This window comes from Psychrobacter cibarius, from assembly GCF_016107535.1.
In the GTDB taxonomy this organism is placed as follows: domain Bacteria; phylum Pseudomonadota; class Gammaproteobacteria; order Pseudomonadales; family Moraxellaceae; genus Psychrobacter; species Psychrobacter cibarius.
Genome location: NZ_JABASQ010000005.1, coordinates 44,594 through 61,221, shown reverse-complemented (window position 1 = coordinate 61,221; position 16,628 = coordinate 44,594). Strand labels below are relative to the sequence as shown.

Below are 16,628 nucleotides of genomic sequence, written 5' to 3'. Positions count from 1 at the left end.
CAGCTATTATTGGCGCACACTGGCTTGCAGTGCACTAATGATAGCTGCTTTATTTTTTTCTCTTTTAATACTGTCCCATAAAACTTTTGCTTCGCTATAGCCTTTGATGAGCATCGCAAGCCATTGCTTATAACGACCCACTAATATCACCTCAGTTTTAGCCCGACCTTCCAAAAATCTTATCTGATGGGTGACCATCGCTTCCCACGACAACGTTGCTGCACTTAGCATGGCATCATCTGAACCGCAATCCACTCGAGCAACCAAATCTGGACGGGTAACCGCGCCGCGACCTAACATCAGATGTTCTGTACCAGCTTGTACCATACAGTTTTTCGCGTGCTCGGCATTCCATATCTCGCCATTGGCAATGACTGGAATATCTAGCGTGTTAAAGCTCTGGATTTTGTCCCAATAGGCTGGTGGTTTATAGCCTTGGGTTTTGGTTCGTGCGTGAATGGTTAGCCAATCAGCACCACTGTCGCTAATCGCAGCTTTGATATCATCCATGCGGCTGGTATCGGTATAACCTAAACGAATTTTAGCTGAGACTGGAATATGAACGGGAACAGCTTGCCGCACCGCGCTGATAATCTGATACAGGGTTTCGGGTTCATCCAATAATACCGAGCCACCACGGTGGCTATTGACCGTCTTGGCAGGGCAACCAAAGTTGATATCAATCGCCGGCGCACCAAGCTCAGCAGCATAAGCAGCATTTTCTGCCATAAGTTGCGCTTCGCTGCCCAAAAGTTGTAAATGAATAGGCGTGCCAGAGGCAGTTTTAGCATCATGACGCAGTTCTGGAACGTACTTATAAAATACATGCGCTGGCAATACGTGCTGAGTCACACGGATAAATTCGCTAACCGACCAATCATAAGGGCGACCCAAGTCCGATGCAATTTGCGTGAGGATTTGCCGCATTAATGGGTCGGTCAAGCCTTCCATTGGTGCAAGGAGGCGGACGGGATTGGCGAATAACTGACGGATGGTATTTTGACGTATTTGAAGTTGCTGATTAGTATTCATGCTTGTTGTTCACTGCTAAAAGGGTGCTATTAAAGGATTGCCATAAAGACAGGTAGGCTAGAGGTTTAGAGTGGCAAATACAGAGAGTGACTAACTGAGAAAAATTAAGTATTACCAAAAATCACTTTTTTGCCTGTTTGCAAACCTGATATCAAGTCTTTAATATTATGGATGTCCAAATTATTCTGGGCACGTGTGCAAGCGACGTAGAGCAAACGCAACTCTTCAGGGCTGATCTTGACCGCATTGGTCGTCACATCATAATAAAAGTCATCGTCGAGCTGTACCTTTCCCCATTCGAGCCCTTTCGCTTTATGGGCAGTGGAGATAACATAGTCAGCATTTTCGATACTGGTGAGACTATTGACGGCTTGGCTCAGGACATTGGTGCCATGATCATCGACCAATTTCACCAGTGTTTTTAGATCACTGCCTTCATTGGTTTCAGAATACTCTTGCACATCGCCCCAATTATAGAAATACGCCAGTTCAGGTACACCGTACGCCGACTTACCGTTTTTCAAGTTTTCGGCTGCCTGACAAAATTTAAGCATACGATCGGTATCAGCTTGTAGCGCCACGCGGTGACCCAATTTTAGTCCAGTTAATAATTGCGACATTGCGGCGGCATTAGTGCGGCAAAGGATGGCATCTTTTTTACTATGTACCATACCCTTATCAGTAGAAGATTGTTTATTAGGATTGCCCTTTAACGGGACATCTTCTTGCAATGCTTTGAGCAAAGTATTGGCAATCTCAGCAATTGGTTCGCCAAAACGAAATGACTGGGTCAACAAGGTTTGTGGTAAGGGTAGTTTTTTCATCGCATTGACTGCGCCGCGCCATTCATAAATCTGCTGATGAGCGTCACCCACGTAAATCACTTGCCGTGGCTGCTGGGTTAAAATTCCCATCATCAATGGATCGGCATCTTGGGCTTCATCAAACAAAATAAAATCAGCTGGAATACTGGGCTTCGATAATGCCCAAAGTTTCAGATAAATATCATGCCCGATACCAGCTGGATGGCGCGCATCAATCGACTGTAGCCAACGCTGCTCGACGGCTGGATAGAGCATTTCGCGCAGCTGCTCTGCGTCAGAATCATCGAGCCAGCTGGGAAACAATATATGTCTAGGTGCAGGATAACTAGCATGCGTACTACAAAAATTGCTGACGGCATCACTGACAAAACGCGATAGTCGGGCTGGAGTGAGGGTAATGTATTTGTTTATACCATCCATTTGCCGACGTACTTGGACGGGCTGCAAACCCAAATCATCACCCAGACGTTTGGGTGAAAAACGCGGCAACGACAGCTTAGCAGTGATATCACGGGCGACATGCCGATAAGCAAGCGAATGAAAGGTGCGACATTCCACATGTGGTGGAAACTTTGAGCGAGCATCATTGGCAATGGTCTTGTTAAAGGCCAAATACAAACCGCGGCCACGCAAACGCTCACCAATCAGTTTTAAGGTCGTCGTCTTACCAGCACCCGCATAAGCCACCACTTTAAATGACTTGTGATCCATCGCCATGTTAAGCGCGCTCAGCTGCTCATCAGTGGGATCGCTCATATAAGCTGGCATAGATGCGGACATAAAAAATTACCTAAAAGAGTAAAACGGATCAAAAATGACGGGGGTAAAAAAAGCCACTGCATAGACAATGGCTGGCTCGTCATATGAAATTGCAAAATACTTGCAAGCGCATATGACAATAATACAAAAACTCATAGAAAATAAAGGTAGAAATCAGCAGGTTATAGTAACAGATTAGCGCGTTGGCTGTTTTTGGAATAAGCATCTGACAAGTAATGTTATTCTTTATTTAACCCTGTATCGCTTGCTAAAGTAGGACTGTGCTCTTCTTTAATTAATACTTTCGCTAAAAATACTCCTAGCTCAAACAACAACCACATCGGAATGGCGAGCATCAACATCGACACCCCATCAGGCGGTGTCACGACCGCAGCAACGGCGAAACAGCCGACAATAATATAACGGCGTTTATCTTCTAAGCTCTGAATGGAGACGACGCCCGTCAATATCAATAGCAAGGTGACGACTGGAATCTCAAAGGTTAAACCAAATACCATAAAGAGTTTGAGTGCAAAACTTAAATAACTATCGATATCGGTCATCGGCAATACGTTCTGCGGCGCGAACATAATAAAGAATTTGAGAACGCCTTTAAGGACAATAAAATAAGAGAAAGCCACACCCGCATAAAATAAAAATATAGAGGACATCAAAACGGGAATGGCGATTTTTTTCTCTTTTTTATATAAACCGGGTGCGACAAACGACCAGATTTGATACAAAATGTAGGGCATTGCAAAGAATGCTGCGACAAAAACAGTCAGGCGTATCGGTGCCATAAAGTTAGAGGTGATATCCGTCGCGATCATCGTTGCGTTGGCAGGCAACTGGGCAACCAATGGGTTGGACAAAAAATCATAGAGCTCGCGTGAAAATCCGACCAAGGCTAAAAATATTACCAGTACCGCGACGCATATCTTTATGAGATGTCTACGCAGCTCAATCAAATGCTCAGTAATCGGCATATCGCCAAGTGAACTTAAGATATCGCCAGAGTCCTCAGTATTGCTATCGACATTACCATCAATGGTAGCTGTTGAGGTCTCGATATCTGAATCCGCGACTTTTTCTTGACGGCTTTTTTTACGTTTAAATAAGCCCACTAATGACTCTCCTGCTCATGAACAGAAGCCTGTTTAGGTAAAGGACTGTCTATATGGCTGTTTAGTAAGATATCGGCTTTATAATTTGGTAAGTAGGGCGGTTGCGGCAAACGACGCGCTTTATCATAAGCACCAAGACGAAACCACATATTTTCCCACGGTCTAGTTGTGATGGTTTGAGACACTGGATTGGCGTTATCACTACAGTCAGTTTTTAGACTATCATTATCGCCTTGTGCCGATGACTGCTCAGGGCTTTCTGGTTTCTCAGCCTGTCTATTACTGTCATAGGCGTAGTCAAACGCTTTTGGCTGCACTGGTCGATTATCATCATTCTCACTACTGGCTTGACTACTTTGTCTAGGCGTATTGTCATCGCCTGAATCACGCGATGCTTTTAAATGCTGGTTTTGCGAGGATTCAAACTCTTGCATACTGCCGCGCATCTCCGCCATCTCACGCCTCATATCTGCTTCAGTCTGGCGAATTTTGGCAAGCTCTTTTTGCATAAGCTGGCGGGTCTCTGCCAAATCAAGTTCAGCTTCGATTTCAGATTGCAGGGTGGATACCGTGCGGCGAATTTTGGCATACCACTGCCCAGCGGTACGCGCTGCCTGTGGCAGTTTTTCTGGGCCCAAGACGATTAGGGCGATAACACCAAAGAGGAGTAGTTCAGAAAAGCCGATATCAAACATAATGTTCCAATGTCACTGTCTAAAAGGTCACTGTCTAGAGGCTATACATTATGCGTGTCATCAACCTTGGTGGTTGTTGGGCGCTCTTCAGTGTGTGCATTGCCATCATGATCGAGCACCACATGCTTTTTAGCATGCTCAGTATTTTCGTCTTTGACCGCTTCTTTGAAACCTTTGACTGCGCCGCCCAAATCTTTGCCAGCATTTCTAAGCTTTGAGGTGCCAAATACGACCACCACTACCACCAATAAAATCAGCCAATGCGTAATAGAAAAACTACCCATAAAGGTATCCTTGTGTCTTGATTTTCAGTCTTTGTATGCCTACTTTGGGTGTATCGAAGATTGTTATACTCAATAAACAGCCTCGGCATACAATGCGAAGTAAAACAGAGCTATATTATAACCTGCACTTGTGACAAAAAGGTGAAATCAACAATAATCAAACAGGGCAGTCGCTAAGCTTATAGAAACTATCGCGCCGCCTTTTCATCGATACCTGATAGACCAAAACGTCGACCTAGCTCGTTTAATACCGCATCCGACTCAATATCGAACCACGCCAGTCCTACTAATGTATGAAACCAGACATCGGCCACCTCATAGATGAGCTCATGACGAGCGTCATCATATTGCGCTTTATTGCTATTTTCGTCGCAATTGGCAAAATCTTTGGCGGCAATGATACTTTCAGTACTCTCTTCGCCAACTTTCTCTAGGATTTTATTTAAACCCTTTGCGTATAAGCTTGCCACGTACGAGCTATCAGCATCTGCTTGTTTACGCTCTGCCAATACACCGTCAAGCTGCTGCAAAATAGAGCGATTAGTAGTGTCGTTGTCATGGTGACTGTGACTGTGATTGGCATCTGAAGGGATTACATCGTTAGCCTGCGTCTCGTTAGTTTTAGGAATGGATTTTGCTGCATCGCTTGAATGATAAATATCAGCAGGGTCTTTTAATACCTTATCGACGGTTTGCCATTCAGGCGTTTGGCCCGACAAATCTAAACGCTGATAGAAACAAGACTCGCGACCAGTATGGCAAGCGATACCGCCAGCCTGAGTGACACTAAGTACAATCACGTCTGCATCACAGTCCAAGCGAATATCATGTACGGTCTGAGTATGACCCGATGACTCGCCCTTATGCCACAATTTGGCACGTGAGCGCGAAAAATAAACCGCTGTCTGCGTTTGCGCGGTTAACTGTAGTGCTTCGGCATTCATCCAAGCCATCATCAAAATACGCCCAGACTTATGATCTTGAGCAATTGCAGGAATCAAACCATCATCATTAAATTTTATGGCAGCCAGCCAAGCAGGTAAAGTCATAATATATCTGTCTTCTTGTTTATATAGAAATCAAAGGGGAATAAATGAATCGTAACGGATTCTATTTATGGTCTGAATAAAAAAGCAGTTGGCGTTAGGGCATGTCCTCAATATCAAATCCTGTAGAGATGTGGGTACAGCGCTTCTTTCATAATTTTATCAAGCGCAATGGATTTATTGAGGCGAAAGTCATAATTGACAAAATGCTGCCGCGCCTTGGCTACTGTTTCTCCAGTATGCATACGGGTAATTTTTATCACTATAGTGCCACCATTATCGTATAACGGTTCAACGCCTACTTCAAATAATAGCTCTTCACGCGCCCGTATGCGACTGACAATAATTAGTTGTAACTCATCGATAATTAAACCGTGATAATCTGCATCGATCTCTTTAATACCTTTAGAGTAAAAAAATCTCTGCCGCGCCTCACATAGCAATGCCGTCAATGATTCGAGCGTCAGGTACTGAGCCATATCAAGCTCAATATGACGCACACGCATCACTGTTTCAAAGACAAATATGTCGTTATCAAAGTCTAATTCTTGTTTTGACACGTTATCTCCTAGATTGATTGCAGGCTATGAGTGCTGCTAATCATGGTGTAGGTTGGTAGCGTCATCATCGTACGATAGGCGCTCGATAAGTGTTATAAATAACTTTGTATTATTAGCGCTCAGCTTATACTAAGGTTCAGTCTCTACTTAAGCACAGCTTAAGCTGACATTCAATCTATTTGGCGGTAAATCCGCAGTTTTATGAGTGTTTTGACTAAAATCTTTATAAATGGGCTCATACTCATTATCCATTGTCATGCCTACTAGGGCGTGTCCTCATTTTAAAAATGATGATAAGAATGATATAAATTGCCGTCAAAAAGGGAAAATAGCGCAAATAATATCGAGATATTGATAAGCTATTTGACGTAGCTTGGCAAAATCTAACCGTTTTTAGTCCATTTATTTGCTTTCGTTCAGATTGAGGACACGCCCTAGGCGAGGCGTAAAAGTTTCCTTGGCAAAACAGTGCATTATCTGCTAAAATACCGCCTCCCACCTCGAGGCAAATAGAGGTTTAGTGGGTGTTTTTACAGCCACTATTCGTTATTAACTATTTGACGACCAGGTTCTATCAAAGACAAAGAGGCAAATCATCATGAAAGTTAAGATGAAAACCAGAAGCGGTGCAGCTAAACGCTTCAAAAAAACAGCGAACGGCTTCAAGCGTAAGCAAGCAAACAAAAGCCATATCTTGACCAAGAAATCAGCTAAGCGTATTCGCCAGTTGCGCGGTCTAAAGATGGTGGACAAGTCTGACGAAGCAGCAGTTCGTCGCATGTGCCCATACATCTAGTAGGCTATCGTCATTTATCTTTAATGAAGCGTTGTTTAATTTATAGCGACTGAATTAAAAATATCTGACTTTGCAATCTGATAGCGATGTCTACTATTCGATGACATCGTGATTCGTTTAATAATGATTAAAGAAATCTTGGAGTAATTTATGGCCCGTGTAAAACGTGGTGTACAGGCGAATCGTCGTCACAAAAAAATCCTAAAACGCGCAAAAGGCTACTACGGTGCCCGTTCACGTGTTTACCGCGTAGCGGTACAAGCAGTGACCAAAGCTGGTCAATATGCTTATCGTGACCGTCGCAACAAAAAACGTACCTTCCGTCGTCTTTGGATTGCACGTATCAATGCTGGTGCACGCTTAAACGGCTTAAGCTACAGCCGCTTTATCAATGGCATGAAATTGGCTAACATCACTGTCGATCGTCGCGTACTTGCTGACATCGCTATGCATGATGCAGCGACTTTCGCAGCGTTGGTCGAAAAAGCAAAAGCGGCATTAGCATAAATATTAACCTTCCTTTAGGGTTGCTGCTTGTTTAGTCAGAATTTACAAGTAGTTATCTATATGGACAGGGATAATATTGATTAATAGTATGATATTAATAAAAGCTACCGCTGGTCGGTGGCTTTTTTTATATCACATTATCTTAATACTTCATGTCACAGCCTTGTTTTAGCACCAACGCTAAATATGCTTTGTTGAGATAGCTTTTATTATCGTCTAAATATTCAAGCCATTCATATCACTGGTATTATTTTTGAATGACTGGGTAAATGGTTTGCAATATTTGGTCAAATCCCTACAATTACCAATCACTATTATTAATAGTCCGTTTAAATCAGGAAGAATGCATCTTATGACTACCCCTGCTGCTACCACCGATTTGTCGGCGCTACCGACCTTGTCCACAGAGCTAAGCGAGTTGAATGAAGCTCAGCTAAATGAGTTGGCCAGTGCCGCTGTAGCCTTGGTTCTACAAGTAACCGATGTGCGTGCGTTGCAAGATTTGCGTGTGCAATTGACCGGTAAAAAGAGCCCATTAACTGGCTGGTCAAAGCAGATGGGTAAACTCAGCAGCGACGATAAAAAAACCTACGGCGGCTGGTTACACCAAGTTCGTAGCCGTATTCAAGATGCGTTGACAGAGCAGCAGCAGCAGCTAGAAGTGGCTGCACTAAATGCCAAGCTTGCAAGCGAAAGTATTGATATTACCTTGCCTGCTCGCGGTGGGCAAAAAGGTCATTTGCATCCTGTGACCATGATTACCCAGCGTATGCAGCAGTATTTTATACAAGCAGGTTTCAACGTTGCTACTGGTCCTGAAGTCGAAAGCGACTATTATAACTTTGAGGCGCTTAATATTCCGTCGCATCATCCAGCACGCGCGATGCACGATACCTTCTATTTTGATGCGCATTATCTACTGCGTACGCATACCAGCCCCGTGCAGATTCGCACCATGGAAAAGAATGAACCGCCTATTCGTATTATTTGCCCAGGTCGCGTTTATCGCAATGACTCGGATCAAACGCATTCGCCGATGTTCCATCAGCTAGAAGGTTTAATGGTCACTGAGTCGAGCACTTTTGCCGAGCTAAAAGGCTTGATTAGTGAGTTCTTGGAAGCATTCTTTGCCAAAGAGCTGACCGTCCGTTTCCGTCCATCATTTTTCCCCTTTACCGAGCCGTCAGCTGAAGTGGATATCCTCGATGACAATGGTAAATGGCTTGAGGTTATGGGCTGCGGTATGGTACACCCACAAGTACTGACCAACTGCGGTATTGATGCCGAAAAATATACTGGCTTTGCTTTTGGAATGGGGATTGAGCGCTTCGCGATGTTATATTACGGCATCGATGATTTGCGTTTATTTTTCCAAAATGACGTACGCTTTTTAAAGCAGTTTGGCTAGATTTTATTATTTAATAATACCTCTACCTTTACTCCAAAACCTTTATTATAAAATTCTGATCTGAGATATTTATGAAAATTAGCGAACAGTGGCTACGTCAATGGGTAAACCCCAACAATACTAGTGAGCAATTGGCCGAACAACTCACGATGGCAGGACTTGAGATTGATGATCGCTATGCGGTTGCCCGTGCCTTCAGTGGTGTGGTCGTCGGTGAAGTCATCAGCGTCGAGCAGCATCCAGATGCCGATAAACTGCGCGTTACGCAGGTTAATATTGGTGCAGCTGAACCGTTACAAATCGTCTGCGGCGCACCCAATGTCACCGTTGGTATGAAAGCACCCGTTGCGACCGTTGGTGCCATTTTGCCTTCTGATAATGGTGCAGGTTTTGAAATTAGAAACGGTAACCTACGCGGTGTCGACTCTAACGGTATGCTTTGCGGCGCGTCTGAAATTGATTTAACCGATAGCATCGATGGTCTGCTTGAATTGCCAGCTGATGCACCGATTGGTATGGATATTCGTGAGTATTTAGGTTTAGACAATCAGATATTAGATATCTCTATCACCCCAAATCGCGGTGACTGTTTTAGTGTACGCGGTATTGCACGCGAAATATCAGTTATCAATGATTTGCCAATGCAGCTGCCTGATATTCCTGCCAACGTAGCAGCTACTGAAAACGCTGCTGGTACTGCTACGCCAGCGGTAACGGTTAGTGCAATTGAAGCGTGCCCGCGCTATTTACTACAGTCAATCAGCAATATTGATCGTAGCATCGACACCCCAAAGTGGATGCAAGATGCGCTGGTTCAGTCAGGACTACGCTCGCACAACTTTTTGGTTGATGTGACCAACTATGTATTGATGGAGTTGGGTCAACCGCTACATGCTTTTGATGCCGATACTATCGAGGGCGATATCGTGGTGCGTTTGGCACAGCCTGAAGAAACGATTGTCTTATTAAATGAGCAAACCATTATTCTAACGGGTGATGAATTAGTCATTGCTGATGATAAAGGCGCACTTGCGCTCGCGGGTATCATGGGCGGTCAACGCAGTAGTGTTACTGATAGCACCACCAATATCGTCTTAGAAAGTGCTTTCTTTAACCAGCTTGCTATTGCTGCACGTGCACGCCGTTTTGGTCTGCATACTGATGCCTCACAACGCTTTGAGCGTGGGGTAGACTTTGAGTTACCAGAGCTAGCATTGGCACGCGCTGTTGATTTGATTAGTAGCGTTACTGGTGGGCAAGCCGGACAAATAGTAAAAGCAGAAAGCAGTGAGCATTTACCAGCTCGCGCACCGATTACTTTACCAATTGCTAAAGTTCGTGATGTCATCGGTATTGAGATTGAGCCAGCAGTCATGGTTCGTATCTTAACCCAATTGGGCTTTGAGGTAGCGCAGCAAGCCGATAGCCTGATTTGCACGCCGCCATCGTATCGCTTTGACATGAGTATCAAAGAAGACCTCATCGAAGAAATTGCGCGTATCTATGGCTATGACAATATTCCAAGCGTGTTGCCGCATTTGCAAGTCAGCATGGATTATGACGATACCGCAGACTTGACTCACGAGATGAAGCTGGCACTAGTCGATAATGGCTATATGGAAGCCATTAGCTTTAGCTTTAGTGACGCAAAAATAGAAGCCTTGCTCGATGATAAAGCCCTAGGAGAAGTGTTGGCACTGGCCAATCCTATCTCTAGTGACTTAGCCGTGATGCGCCGTACTTTGTTATCAAGCTTATTGCCTTGCGTGCAGTACAATCTCAATCGTCAGCAGCCACGCGTTCGTTTCTTTGAAACAGGGCTTAGCTTTGTTGGTCAAAGTATTAGTGAGTTGGTACAAACGCCAAGTATTGCGTTAGTAGCAGTTGGCGATGTCTGGGACGAGCAAGCGTATCAAAACCGTGCGTTAGACTTTTATGATCTTAAGCATGATATTGAGCAGTTATTACCTGCACAAATGGATAGCGCCCGTATTCGCTATGAGCGCAGTGAGCTTGCTTTCTTGCATCCGGGTCAAAGCGCTAAGCTCTATATTGATGATGAATATGTCGGTTGGTTGGGTCAGTTGCATCCTAACACGGCTAAGCAGTTAGATTTGCCAGCTACGTGGGTTGCTCAATTATCACTTGCGCCATTACTGACCCTTGCTCGTGAGCAACATACCATCACCACCCCAAGCAAATTTCCACAAGTACGCCGTGATATTGCCATTTTAGTAGACAGTGAGATCAGTTTACAGACATTAGAGTCGACGATACGCGCGGCAGCTGGTGAACTATTGGCTGATCTGTGGTTGTTTGATGTGTATCAAGGCGACAACGTGCCAGCTGGTCAGCGCTCATTGGCTTTTGCGCTAATATGGAAAGACAATGCACAAACGCTATCTGATGACGCCATTAAAACCGCGACTGACAAAGTGGTACAAGCACTAACTGAGCAACATGCTGCAAAGTTGCGTGACAGCTAACATATAGCTCTTATCATAGATATGCTCTGTAGCCTCACTCTTAAAGAGGCTATAGGGCATTGCTATTTATAAGAATTATGATTTTATAAAATTTTTTTCATAAAAATAGTTAAGTGGTTATTAATAAAGGATTTTAAAGCAGTCTTTGTTAAAAAGAGGTTAGAAAACCTTTATAATAGCTAGCATTAACCCTCATACCGCTAAACCATGATATTCGACATCACGACATAGCATAGGAGTCGTACTGTGAGCACCTTAACCAAATCTGACATGATTGAGCATTTGATGAGTCATCTTGACCTAACACGCCAAGAAGGCCGCTGTTTGGTAGAGAATTTCTTTGATGAATTGTCAGAGAGTTTAATTGATGGCAAAGAGGTCAAGCTTTCAGGCTTTGGCAACTTCGAGCTTAAAGATAAAAATAGCCGTCCAGGTCGCAACCCTAAGACAGGAGAGCCAGTCGCCGTATCAGCACGCCGTGTGGTGACTTTCAAGACAGGGCAAAAATTCCGTCAACAAGTTGATGAGCGTCTATTTGACGAGTAGCAGTAACTGTCAATCGTATAAAACTGAACATATAAATATATCATGACTTCATGATGGTTGTTAAAGTTACGCTTTATTATTAATGTGAGATGGTTGATCTACACTTGAAAGCGCCATTAAATATCATATTTAGCTATGAATAACCATGAACGATTGCAAATGACACGCATAAAAAAAGAGAGCTTAGGCTCTCTTTTTTTTACTACAGTATTTCTATCATATAAACGATAAAATTACTGAGCTGGTTCTTCAATAACTACAACTTCGTCAGCTGCGTCTACAGCTGGAGTTTCGCTAGCTACGTCAACGCTAGTAGTAGTACCGTCTACAGGTACTTCAGCATCGATTTCGTCAGTAGCAGTAGCAACTTGAGCATCAGTGATGTCAGCTTCAGCTTCAGCAACAGCAGCGTCAGCATCAGCAGTTACTTCGCCTTCAGCAGCAGCTTCGTTTAGCTCTTTTGATGCATCCTGCACTTCTTCTTGTGCGTCAGATAAATCTTCAGCAGCGTTTTCTTTGTTGCTGTCACAGGCAGTAAGGCCCATAGTTGCAGTCATGATACCAGCTAGAGCAAGTAATTTTAAGTTCATAAGGTTTTCTCCGGGAAAATGAAATGATCAGTAGCAGCAAAAAAGGTTGAAAGCTGAGATTTCTCAGAATTCAACTAGTCTTAGTTACAGCTACTCAGCTTTCACGCATTCTATAGGATTTCTATATAAATAGAAATAGGCTGTACAATTAAGTAACAATAAAATTGTAAATAGTGTTTTACATCACTTATTCGTTATAATTTTTAATACAACGAGCCAAATTAATAGACGTATAATCAATGACATCAACCTATTCTGATGACCTTTTCGATGTCTTGATTTCTACTAGACTTTATAAGCATCTATTGTATCTATTAGGGGTTTAATAGTCATTAAATGTCTTGATTAGTGCAATATCAAGAGCCTAGTAAAGTAGCATTCGTCAAAAGTACTTTGAGATTACTTACTTGTTAGAAATCGGATTTGGTCAAAAAAATAAAGAATTGAGTCAAAATTACACTATATAAAAAATCATCAATACGAGTAGCAATATATATATCGTATATTTGAGGAATGAAACAATGAAATGGCAAGGTAGACGCGGCAGTTCCAATGTGCGCACCAGTAGTGGTGGCGGCAAAATGATAGGCGGTGGTATCGGTGGAATTATTATTGCTGGCATTTTATGGCTGGTATTTGGGGTAAACCCAATGACCGCTTTACAGACGGGTCAAGTAGTAGCAGGCGGTGGCAATAGCAGTGCCGCTACCGAACCTGCGACAAGTAACGATCGAGATACGCAGTTTGTCAAAGTAGTCTTGGCTGATACTGAAGAAGTTTGGCATCAAATATTTAAAGAAGCAGGCAGCACCTATCAGGAGCCATCATTGACTCTCTTCAATGGTCAAGTTAGCTCAGCCTGCGGCAGTGCTAGCTCCGCGACGGGCCCATTTTATTGCCCAGGCGATCAGACTGTCTATCTAGACAAATCTTTCTTTGTAGAAATGCGCCAAAATCTCGGTATCACGGGTGATAAGCAAGGCTCTGGCGACCAAGATAATCAAGGTAAAGCGGGTGATTTTGCACAAGCTTATGTTATTGCACATGAAGTTGGTCATCACGTACAGACTTTATTAGGTATCAGTCAGCAAGTTAATGAAGCCAGCCGTCAAGTCACTCGTGCACAAGCCAATAAGCTATCAGTACTACAAGAACTGCAGGCTGATTGTTTTGCTGGGGTTTGGGCACAACGTAACCAAGAGCGTGTACAGTTTTTGGAGGCAGGTGATATCGATGAGGCCATCAATGCCGCTGGTCAAATCGGTGATGATCGTTTAGCGCGCGCTAGCGGTGGAGCAGTCGTACCTGATAATTTCACTCATGGCACCAGTCAGCAGCGTGTTCAGTGGTTCACTCGTGGTTTGGAAAGTGGCAACGTGCAGTCTTGTGATACTTTTAGCGGGGCATTATAGTCAGTATCGCTATGATATTTTAGCGTAGTAACTATCGCCTAAAAAAGGCGATCCAACAAAAAGCCTGCAATATCGATTGCAGGCTTTTTGTATTTTAGAGCGTCTTAGACATATTCAATAGATTTAAAATACACACAGTTGAAATGCTTAAAAACGGCCTTGATAGCACCAAATAATCATTTAGCGATTATCTGCTGTTATTAAGAATGTAAGCACCAGCGCCACCTACTGCAGCACCACCAAGTGCGCCACGAGCGATGTCTTTGCTATCGCCGCCACTTCTAATAAGTGCACCAGCAGCAGCGCCGGCAGCAGCACCTTTAGCGGTATTGCTCAAGCCACTATTGTATCCATTAGTTGCACAGCCACCCATGATAAGGGCAGAGCTAGTAAGGGCAGTCATTGCGATAGTTTTAGCAAATTTCATAGTATCACCGGTTAGGTTATCAAGTTAGTTTATCAAAATCAAAATACGATATTTTTATTACCACTAATTTTAATACCGATAGTAAGCTGTATTAAAATATTTGGGCAAGTATCTTAGAATAATCTATTGTGCTACCGCAAGACATACAAAGGTCTGCATTAGTAAGGATTACATCAAGGATGTTAAATATCTCGAAAATTATACTGCTATTAACACGTGATAGCAGAGTATATCTATACTGGCTCCTATACTAACCCATATAATAATTTCTAGGCGTAGTAAAAGCGCTAAGCTTTGCAAATAGCCTGTAAAGGATGTTTCTCCACTGTATCGTTGGTAGGGGTTTTGCTTAGGGTTATTGTATTTGTATTGATAGTAAGCTAACTGTTTTTGAAAATAGTACTTTTGGCGTTTAATAGTGAGGTATTAAGGTCTGTTCTCATTTTTATTGCCATTTTTGAATTCAGGACATGCCTGAATATATATAAAATGAATACAAAACAAAAAGACCGCACGAGTGCGGTCTTTTCTACTTAAGTGGCTTATCTATTGAGTATGGCAAAGCAGCACGGATCTATCATTAGTTCTGTGATTTGCGTTTCATCTGCTCAAAGAATTCATCATTGGTTTTCGCTTCTTTTAAGCGATCCAACAAGAACTCAGTGGCTTGTACACCATCCATCGGCTGTAATAGCTTGCGTAAAATCCAAACCTTGCGCAGTTTATCTTCATCAAGCAGACGCTCTTCACGGCGTGTACCAGATTTTTTGATATTAATCGCAGGGAAGACACGTTTTTCAGCCAAATCACGCTCAAGCGTAATCTCTTGGTTACCAGTACCTTTGAATTCTTCAAAGATAACGCTGTCCATTTTACTACCCGTATCGATAAGGGCACTGGCAATAATGGTCAAACTGCCACCTTCTTCAACATTACGAGCAGCACCGAAGAAGCGTTTTGGGCGTTCTAACGCATTGGCATCCAAACCACCCGTCAATACTTTACCTGACGATGGTATGACCGTGTTATAAGCACGCGCCAAACGAGTAATCGAATCCAGTAAAATAACCACGTCTTGTTTGTGCTCGACCAAACGTTTGGCTTTTTCGATAACCATTTCAGCGACTTGTACATGACGCTGTGGCGGCTCATCAAAGGTAGAGGCAACCACTTCACCGCGTACCGTACGTACCATTTCGGTGACTTCTTCTGGACGCTCATCAATCAATAGGACAATTAAGTAGCATTCAGGGTTATTACGAGTAATCGACTGAGCGATGGTCTGTAGCAGCATCGTTTTACCCGCTTTTGGCGGTGCGACGATGATAGAACGCTGACCTTTACCAATCGGCGCGATTAGATCGATAATACGACCCGTAAGATCTTCAGTAGTGCCGTTACCAAGCTCGAGTTTTAAATGCTCAGTTGGGAATAGAGGTGTCAGGTTTTCGAAGATAAGCTTATGACGTGAGCGATCTGGGGTATCAAAGTTGATTTCGCCAACTTTTAATAACGCAAAATAACGTTCAGAATCTTTTGGTGGACGAATCGTACCAGCGATACTATCACCCGTCTTGAGACTAAAGCGGCGAATTTGGCTAGGGCTGACATAAATGTCATCAGGACCGGCTAAGTATGAGCCTTCTGATGAGCGTAAAAAGCCAAAACCATCCGGAAGAACCTCAAGTACGCCGTCACCATAAATGGCTTCACCGTTCCGCGCATGGGTTTTTAGGATAGCAAAGATAATGTCTTGTTTACGGCTACGCGCCATATTATCAAGACCCATTTCTTTGGCGATAGCCAATAGCTCAGCGATTGATTTTTTCTTTAATTCAGTAAGATTCATAGATAGGTCATTAGCAATTGATCAGATGAGAGATGCCATTAGCAGCACAAGTCACGACAGTGATTAAAACAACGATAGTATGGTGATAGAGGGTGCGTGCACAGAGCTGGATTTATGTAGTTTGGATATTACGTGTCAGCTTATATACGAATTGCAATCGTTTATGCAAGGTAATAAGAAATAAGGATAAAGAAGTCTACATAAGAGTCTGCGTCAAAAACTCAATATCAGTAATTGTGTTTAGTCATTTCGTTCAGCAATGGTGTTTATAACGACGATTGTG

Annotated in this window: 16 protein-coding genes; 6 read left to right on the top strand and 10 right to left on the bottom strand. The window is 43.2% G+C overall.

Annotation, left to right across the window (positions count from 1 at the left end):
* Positions 1-6: 6 nt before the first annotated feature.
* The 7 genes from JFC08_RS05395 to JFC08_RS05365 form a co-directional block, all read right to left on the bottom strand.
* A complete protein-coding gene (locus JFC08_RS05395; RefSeq protein ID WP_198330004.1) occupies positions 7-1,032 on the bottom strand; it encodes a tRNA dihydrouridine synthase in 1,026 nt (341 codons plus the stop codon).
* Between the two features lie 104 nt (positions 1,033-1,136).
* Complete coding sequence (locus tag JFC08_RS05390; RefSeq protein WP_198330003.1) at positions 1,137-2,636, bottom strand: UvrD-helicase domain-containing protein; 1,500 nt, start codon at positions 2,634-2,636, stop codon at positions 1,137-1,139.
* 218 nt (positions 2,637-2,854) lie between these two features.
* A complete protein-coding gene (tatC, locus tag JFC08_RS05385; protein WP_198330002.1) occupies positions 2,855-3,739 on the bottom strand; it encodes a twin-arginine translocase subunit TatC in 885 nt (294 codons plus the stop codon).
* Entirely contained in the window at positions 3,739-4,434 is a 696-nt protein-coding gene (tatB, locus tag JFC08_RS05380; protein ID WP_198330001.1) for a Sec-independent protein translocase protein TatB, read from the bottom strand. The genes tatC and tatB overlap by 1 nt, the downstream gene beginning before the upstream one ends.
* Before the next feature lie 41 nt (positions 4,435-4,475).
* Positions 4,476-4,718 carry a Sec-independent protein translocase subunit TatA gene (gene tatA / locus JFC08_RS05375; RefSeq protein ID WP_045445916.1) on the bottom strand — a complete coding sequence of 81 codons (243 nt, stop codon included), beginning with the start codon at positions 4,716-4,718 and terminating at the stop codon, positions 4,476-4,478.
* Between the two features lie 188 nt (positions 4,719-4,906).
* Positions 4,907-5,767, bottom strand: a complete 861-nt coding sequence (gene hisI, locus JFC08_RS05370; protein ID WP_198330000.1) for a phosphoribosyl-AMP cyclohydrolase — start codon at positions 5,765-5,767, stop codon at positions 4,907-4,909.
* A gap of 113 nt (positions 5,768-5,880) precedes the next feature.
* Positions 5,881-6,324, bottom strand: coding sequence for an acyl-CoA thioesterase family protein (locus tag JFC08_RS05365; RefSeq protein WP_198329999.1), 444 nt, complete (start codon positions 6,322-6,324; stop codon positions 5,881-5,883).
* A gap of 598 nt (positions 6,325-6,922) precedes the next feature.
* Between JFC08_RS05365 and rpmI the strand changes: the two genes are divergently transcribed.
* The 5 genes from rpmI (at position 6,923) to JFC08_RS05340 (ending at position 12,067) form a co-directional block, all read left to right on the top strand.
* The gene (gene rpmI, locus JFC08_RS05360) at positions 6,923-7,120 is read left to right on the top strand and encodes a 50S ribosomal protein L35 (protein ID WP_010197866.1); all 198 of its coding nucleotides are present in this window, start codon (positions 6,923-6,925) and stop codon (positions 7,118-7,120) included.
* A 150-nt stretch (positions 7,121-7,270) separates the two neighbouring features.
* Positions 7,271-7,627, top strand: a complete 357-nt coding sequence (gene rplT, locus JFC08_RS05355) for a 50S ribosomal protein L20 (protein ID WP_198329998.1) — start codon at positions 7,271-7,273, stop codon at positions 7,625-7,627.
* Positions 7,628-7,979: 352 nt separating this feature from the next.
* Positions 7,980-9,035, top strand: coding sequence for a phenylalanine--tRNA ligase subunit alpha (gene pheS, locus JFC08_RS05350; RefSeq protein ID WP_083475755.1), 1,056 nt, complete (start codon positions 7,980-7,982; stop codon positions 9,033-9,035).
* Positions 9,036-9,106: 71 nt separating this feature from the next.
* Positions 9,107-11,521, top strand: a complete 2,415-nt coding sequence (gene pheT / locus JFC08_RS05345) for a phenylalanine--tRNA ligase subunit beta (protein ID WP_198329997.1) — start codon at positions 9,107-9,109, stop codon at positions 11,519-11,521.
* A 246-nt stretch (positions 11,522-11,767) separates the two neighbouring features.
* Positions 11,768-12,067 (top strand): integration host factor subunit alpha, encoded by a 300-nt coding sequence (locus JFC08_RS05340; protein WP_045445928.1) that lies wholly within the window; start codon positions 11,768-11,770, stop codon positions 12,065-12,067.
* Between the two features lie 233 nt (positions 12,068-12,300).
* On the opposite strand, the gene JFC08_RS05335 is transcribed toward JFC08_RS05340, so the two are convergent.
* Positions 12,301-12,657: a hypothetical protein gene (locus tag JFC08_RS05335; protein ID WP_198329996.1), complete on the bottom strand. Its 357-nt coding sequence runs from the start codon at positions 12,655-12,657 to the stop codon at positions 12,301-12,303.
* A gap of 521 nt (positions 12,658-13,178) precedes the next feature.
* Between JFC08_RS05335 and ypfJ the strand changes: the two genes are divergently transcribed.
* A complete protein-coding gene (ypfJ, locus tag JFC08_RS05330; protein WP_198329995.1) occupies positions 13,179-14,069 on the top strand; it encodes a KPN_02809 family neutral zinc metallopeptidase in 891 nt (296 codons plus the stop codon).
* Between the two features lie 187 nt (positions 14,070-14,256).
* On the opposite strand, the gene JFC08_RS05325 is transcribed toward ypfJ, so the two are convergent.
* Positions 14,257-14,496, bottom strand: coding sequence for a hypothetical protein (locus JFC08_RS05325; RefSeq protein ID WP_055125335.1), 240 nt, complete (start codon positions 14,494-14,496; stop codon positions 14,257-14,259).
* A 580-nt stretch (positions 14,497-15,076) separates the two neighbouring features.
* A complete protein-coding gene (gene rho, locus JFC08_RS05320) occupies positions 15,077-16,345 on the bottom strand; it encodes a transcription termination factor Rho (RefSeq protein WP_055125334.1) in 1,269 nt (422 codons plus the stop codon).
* Positions 16,346-16,628 lie beyond the last annotated feature (283 nt).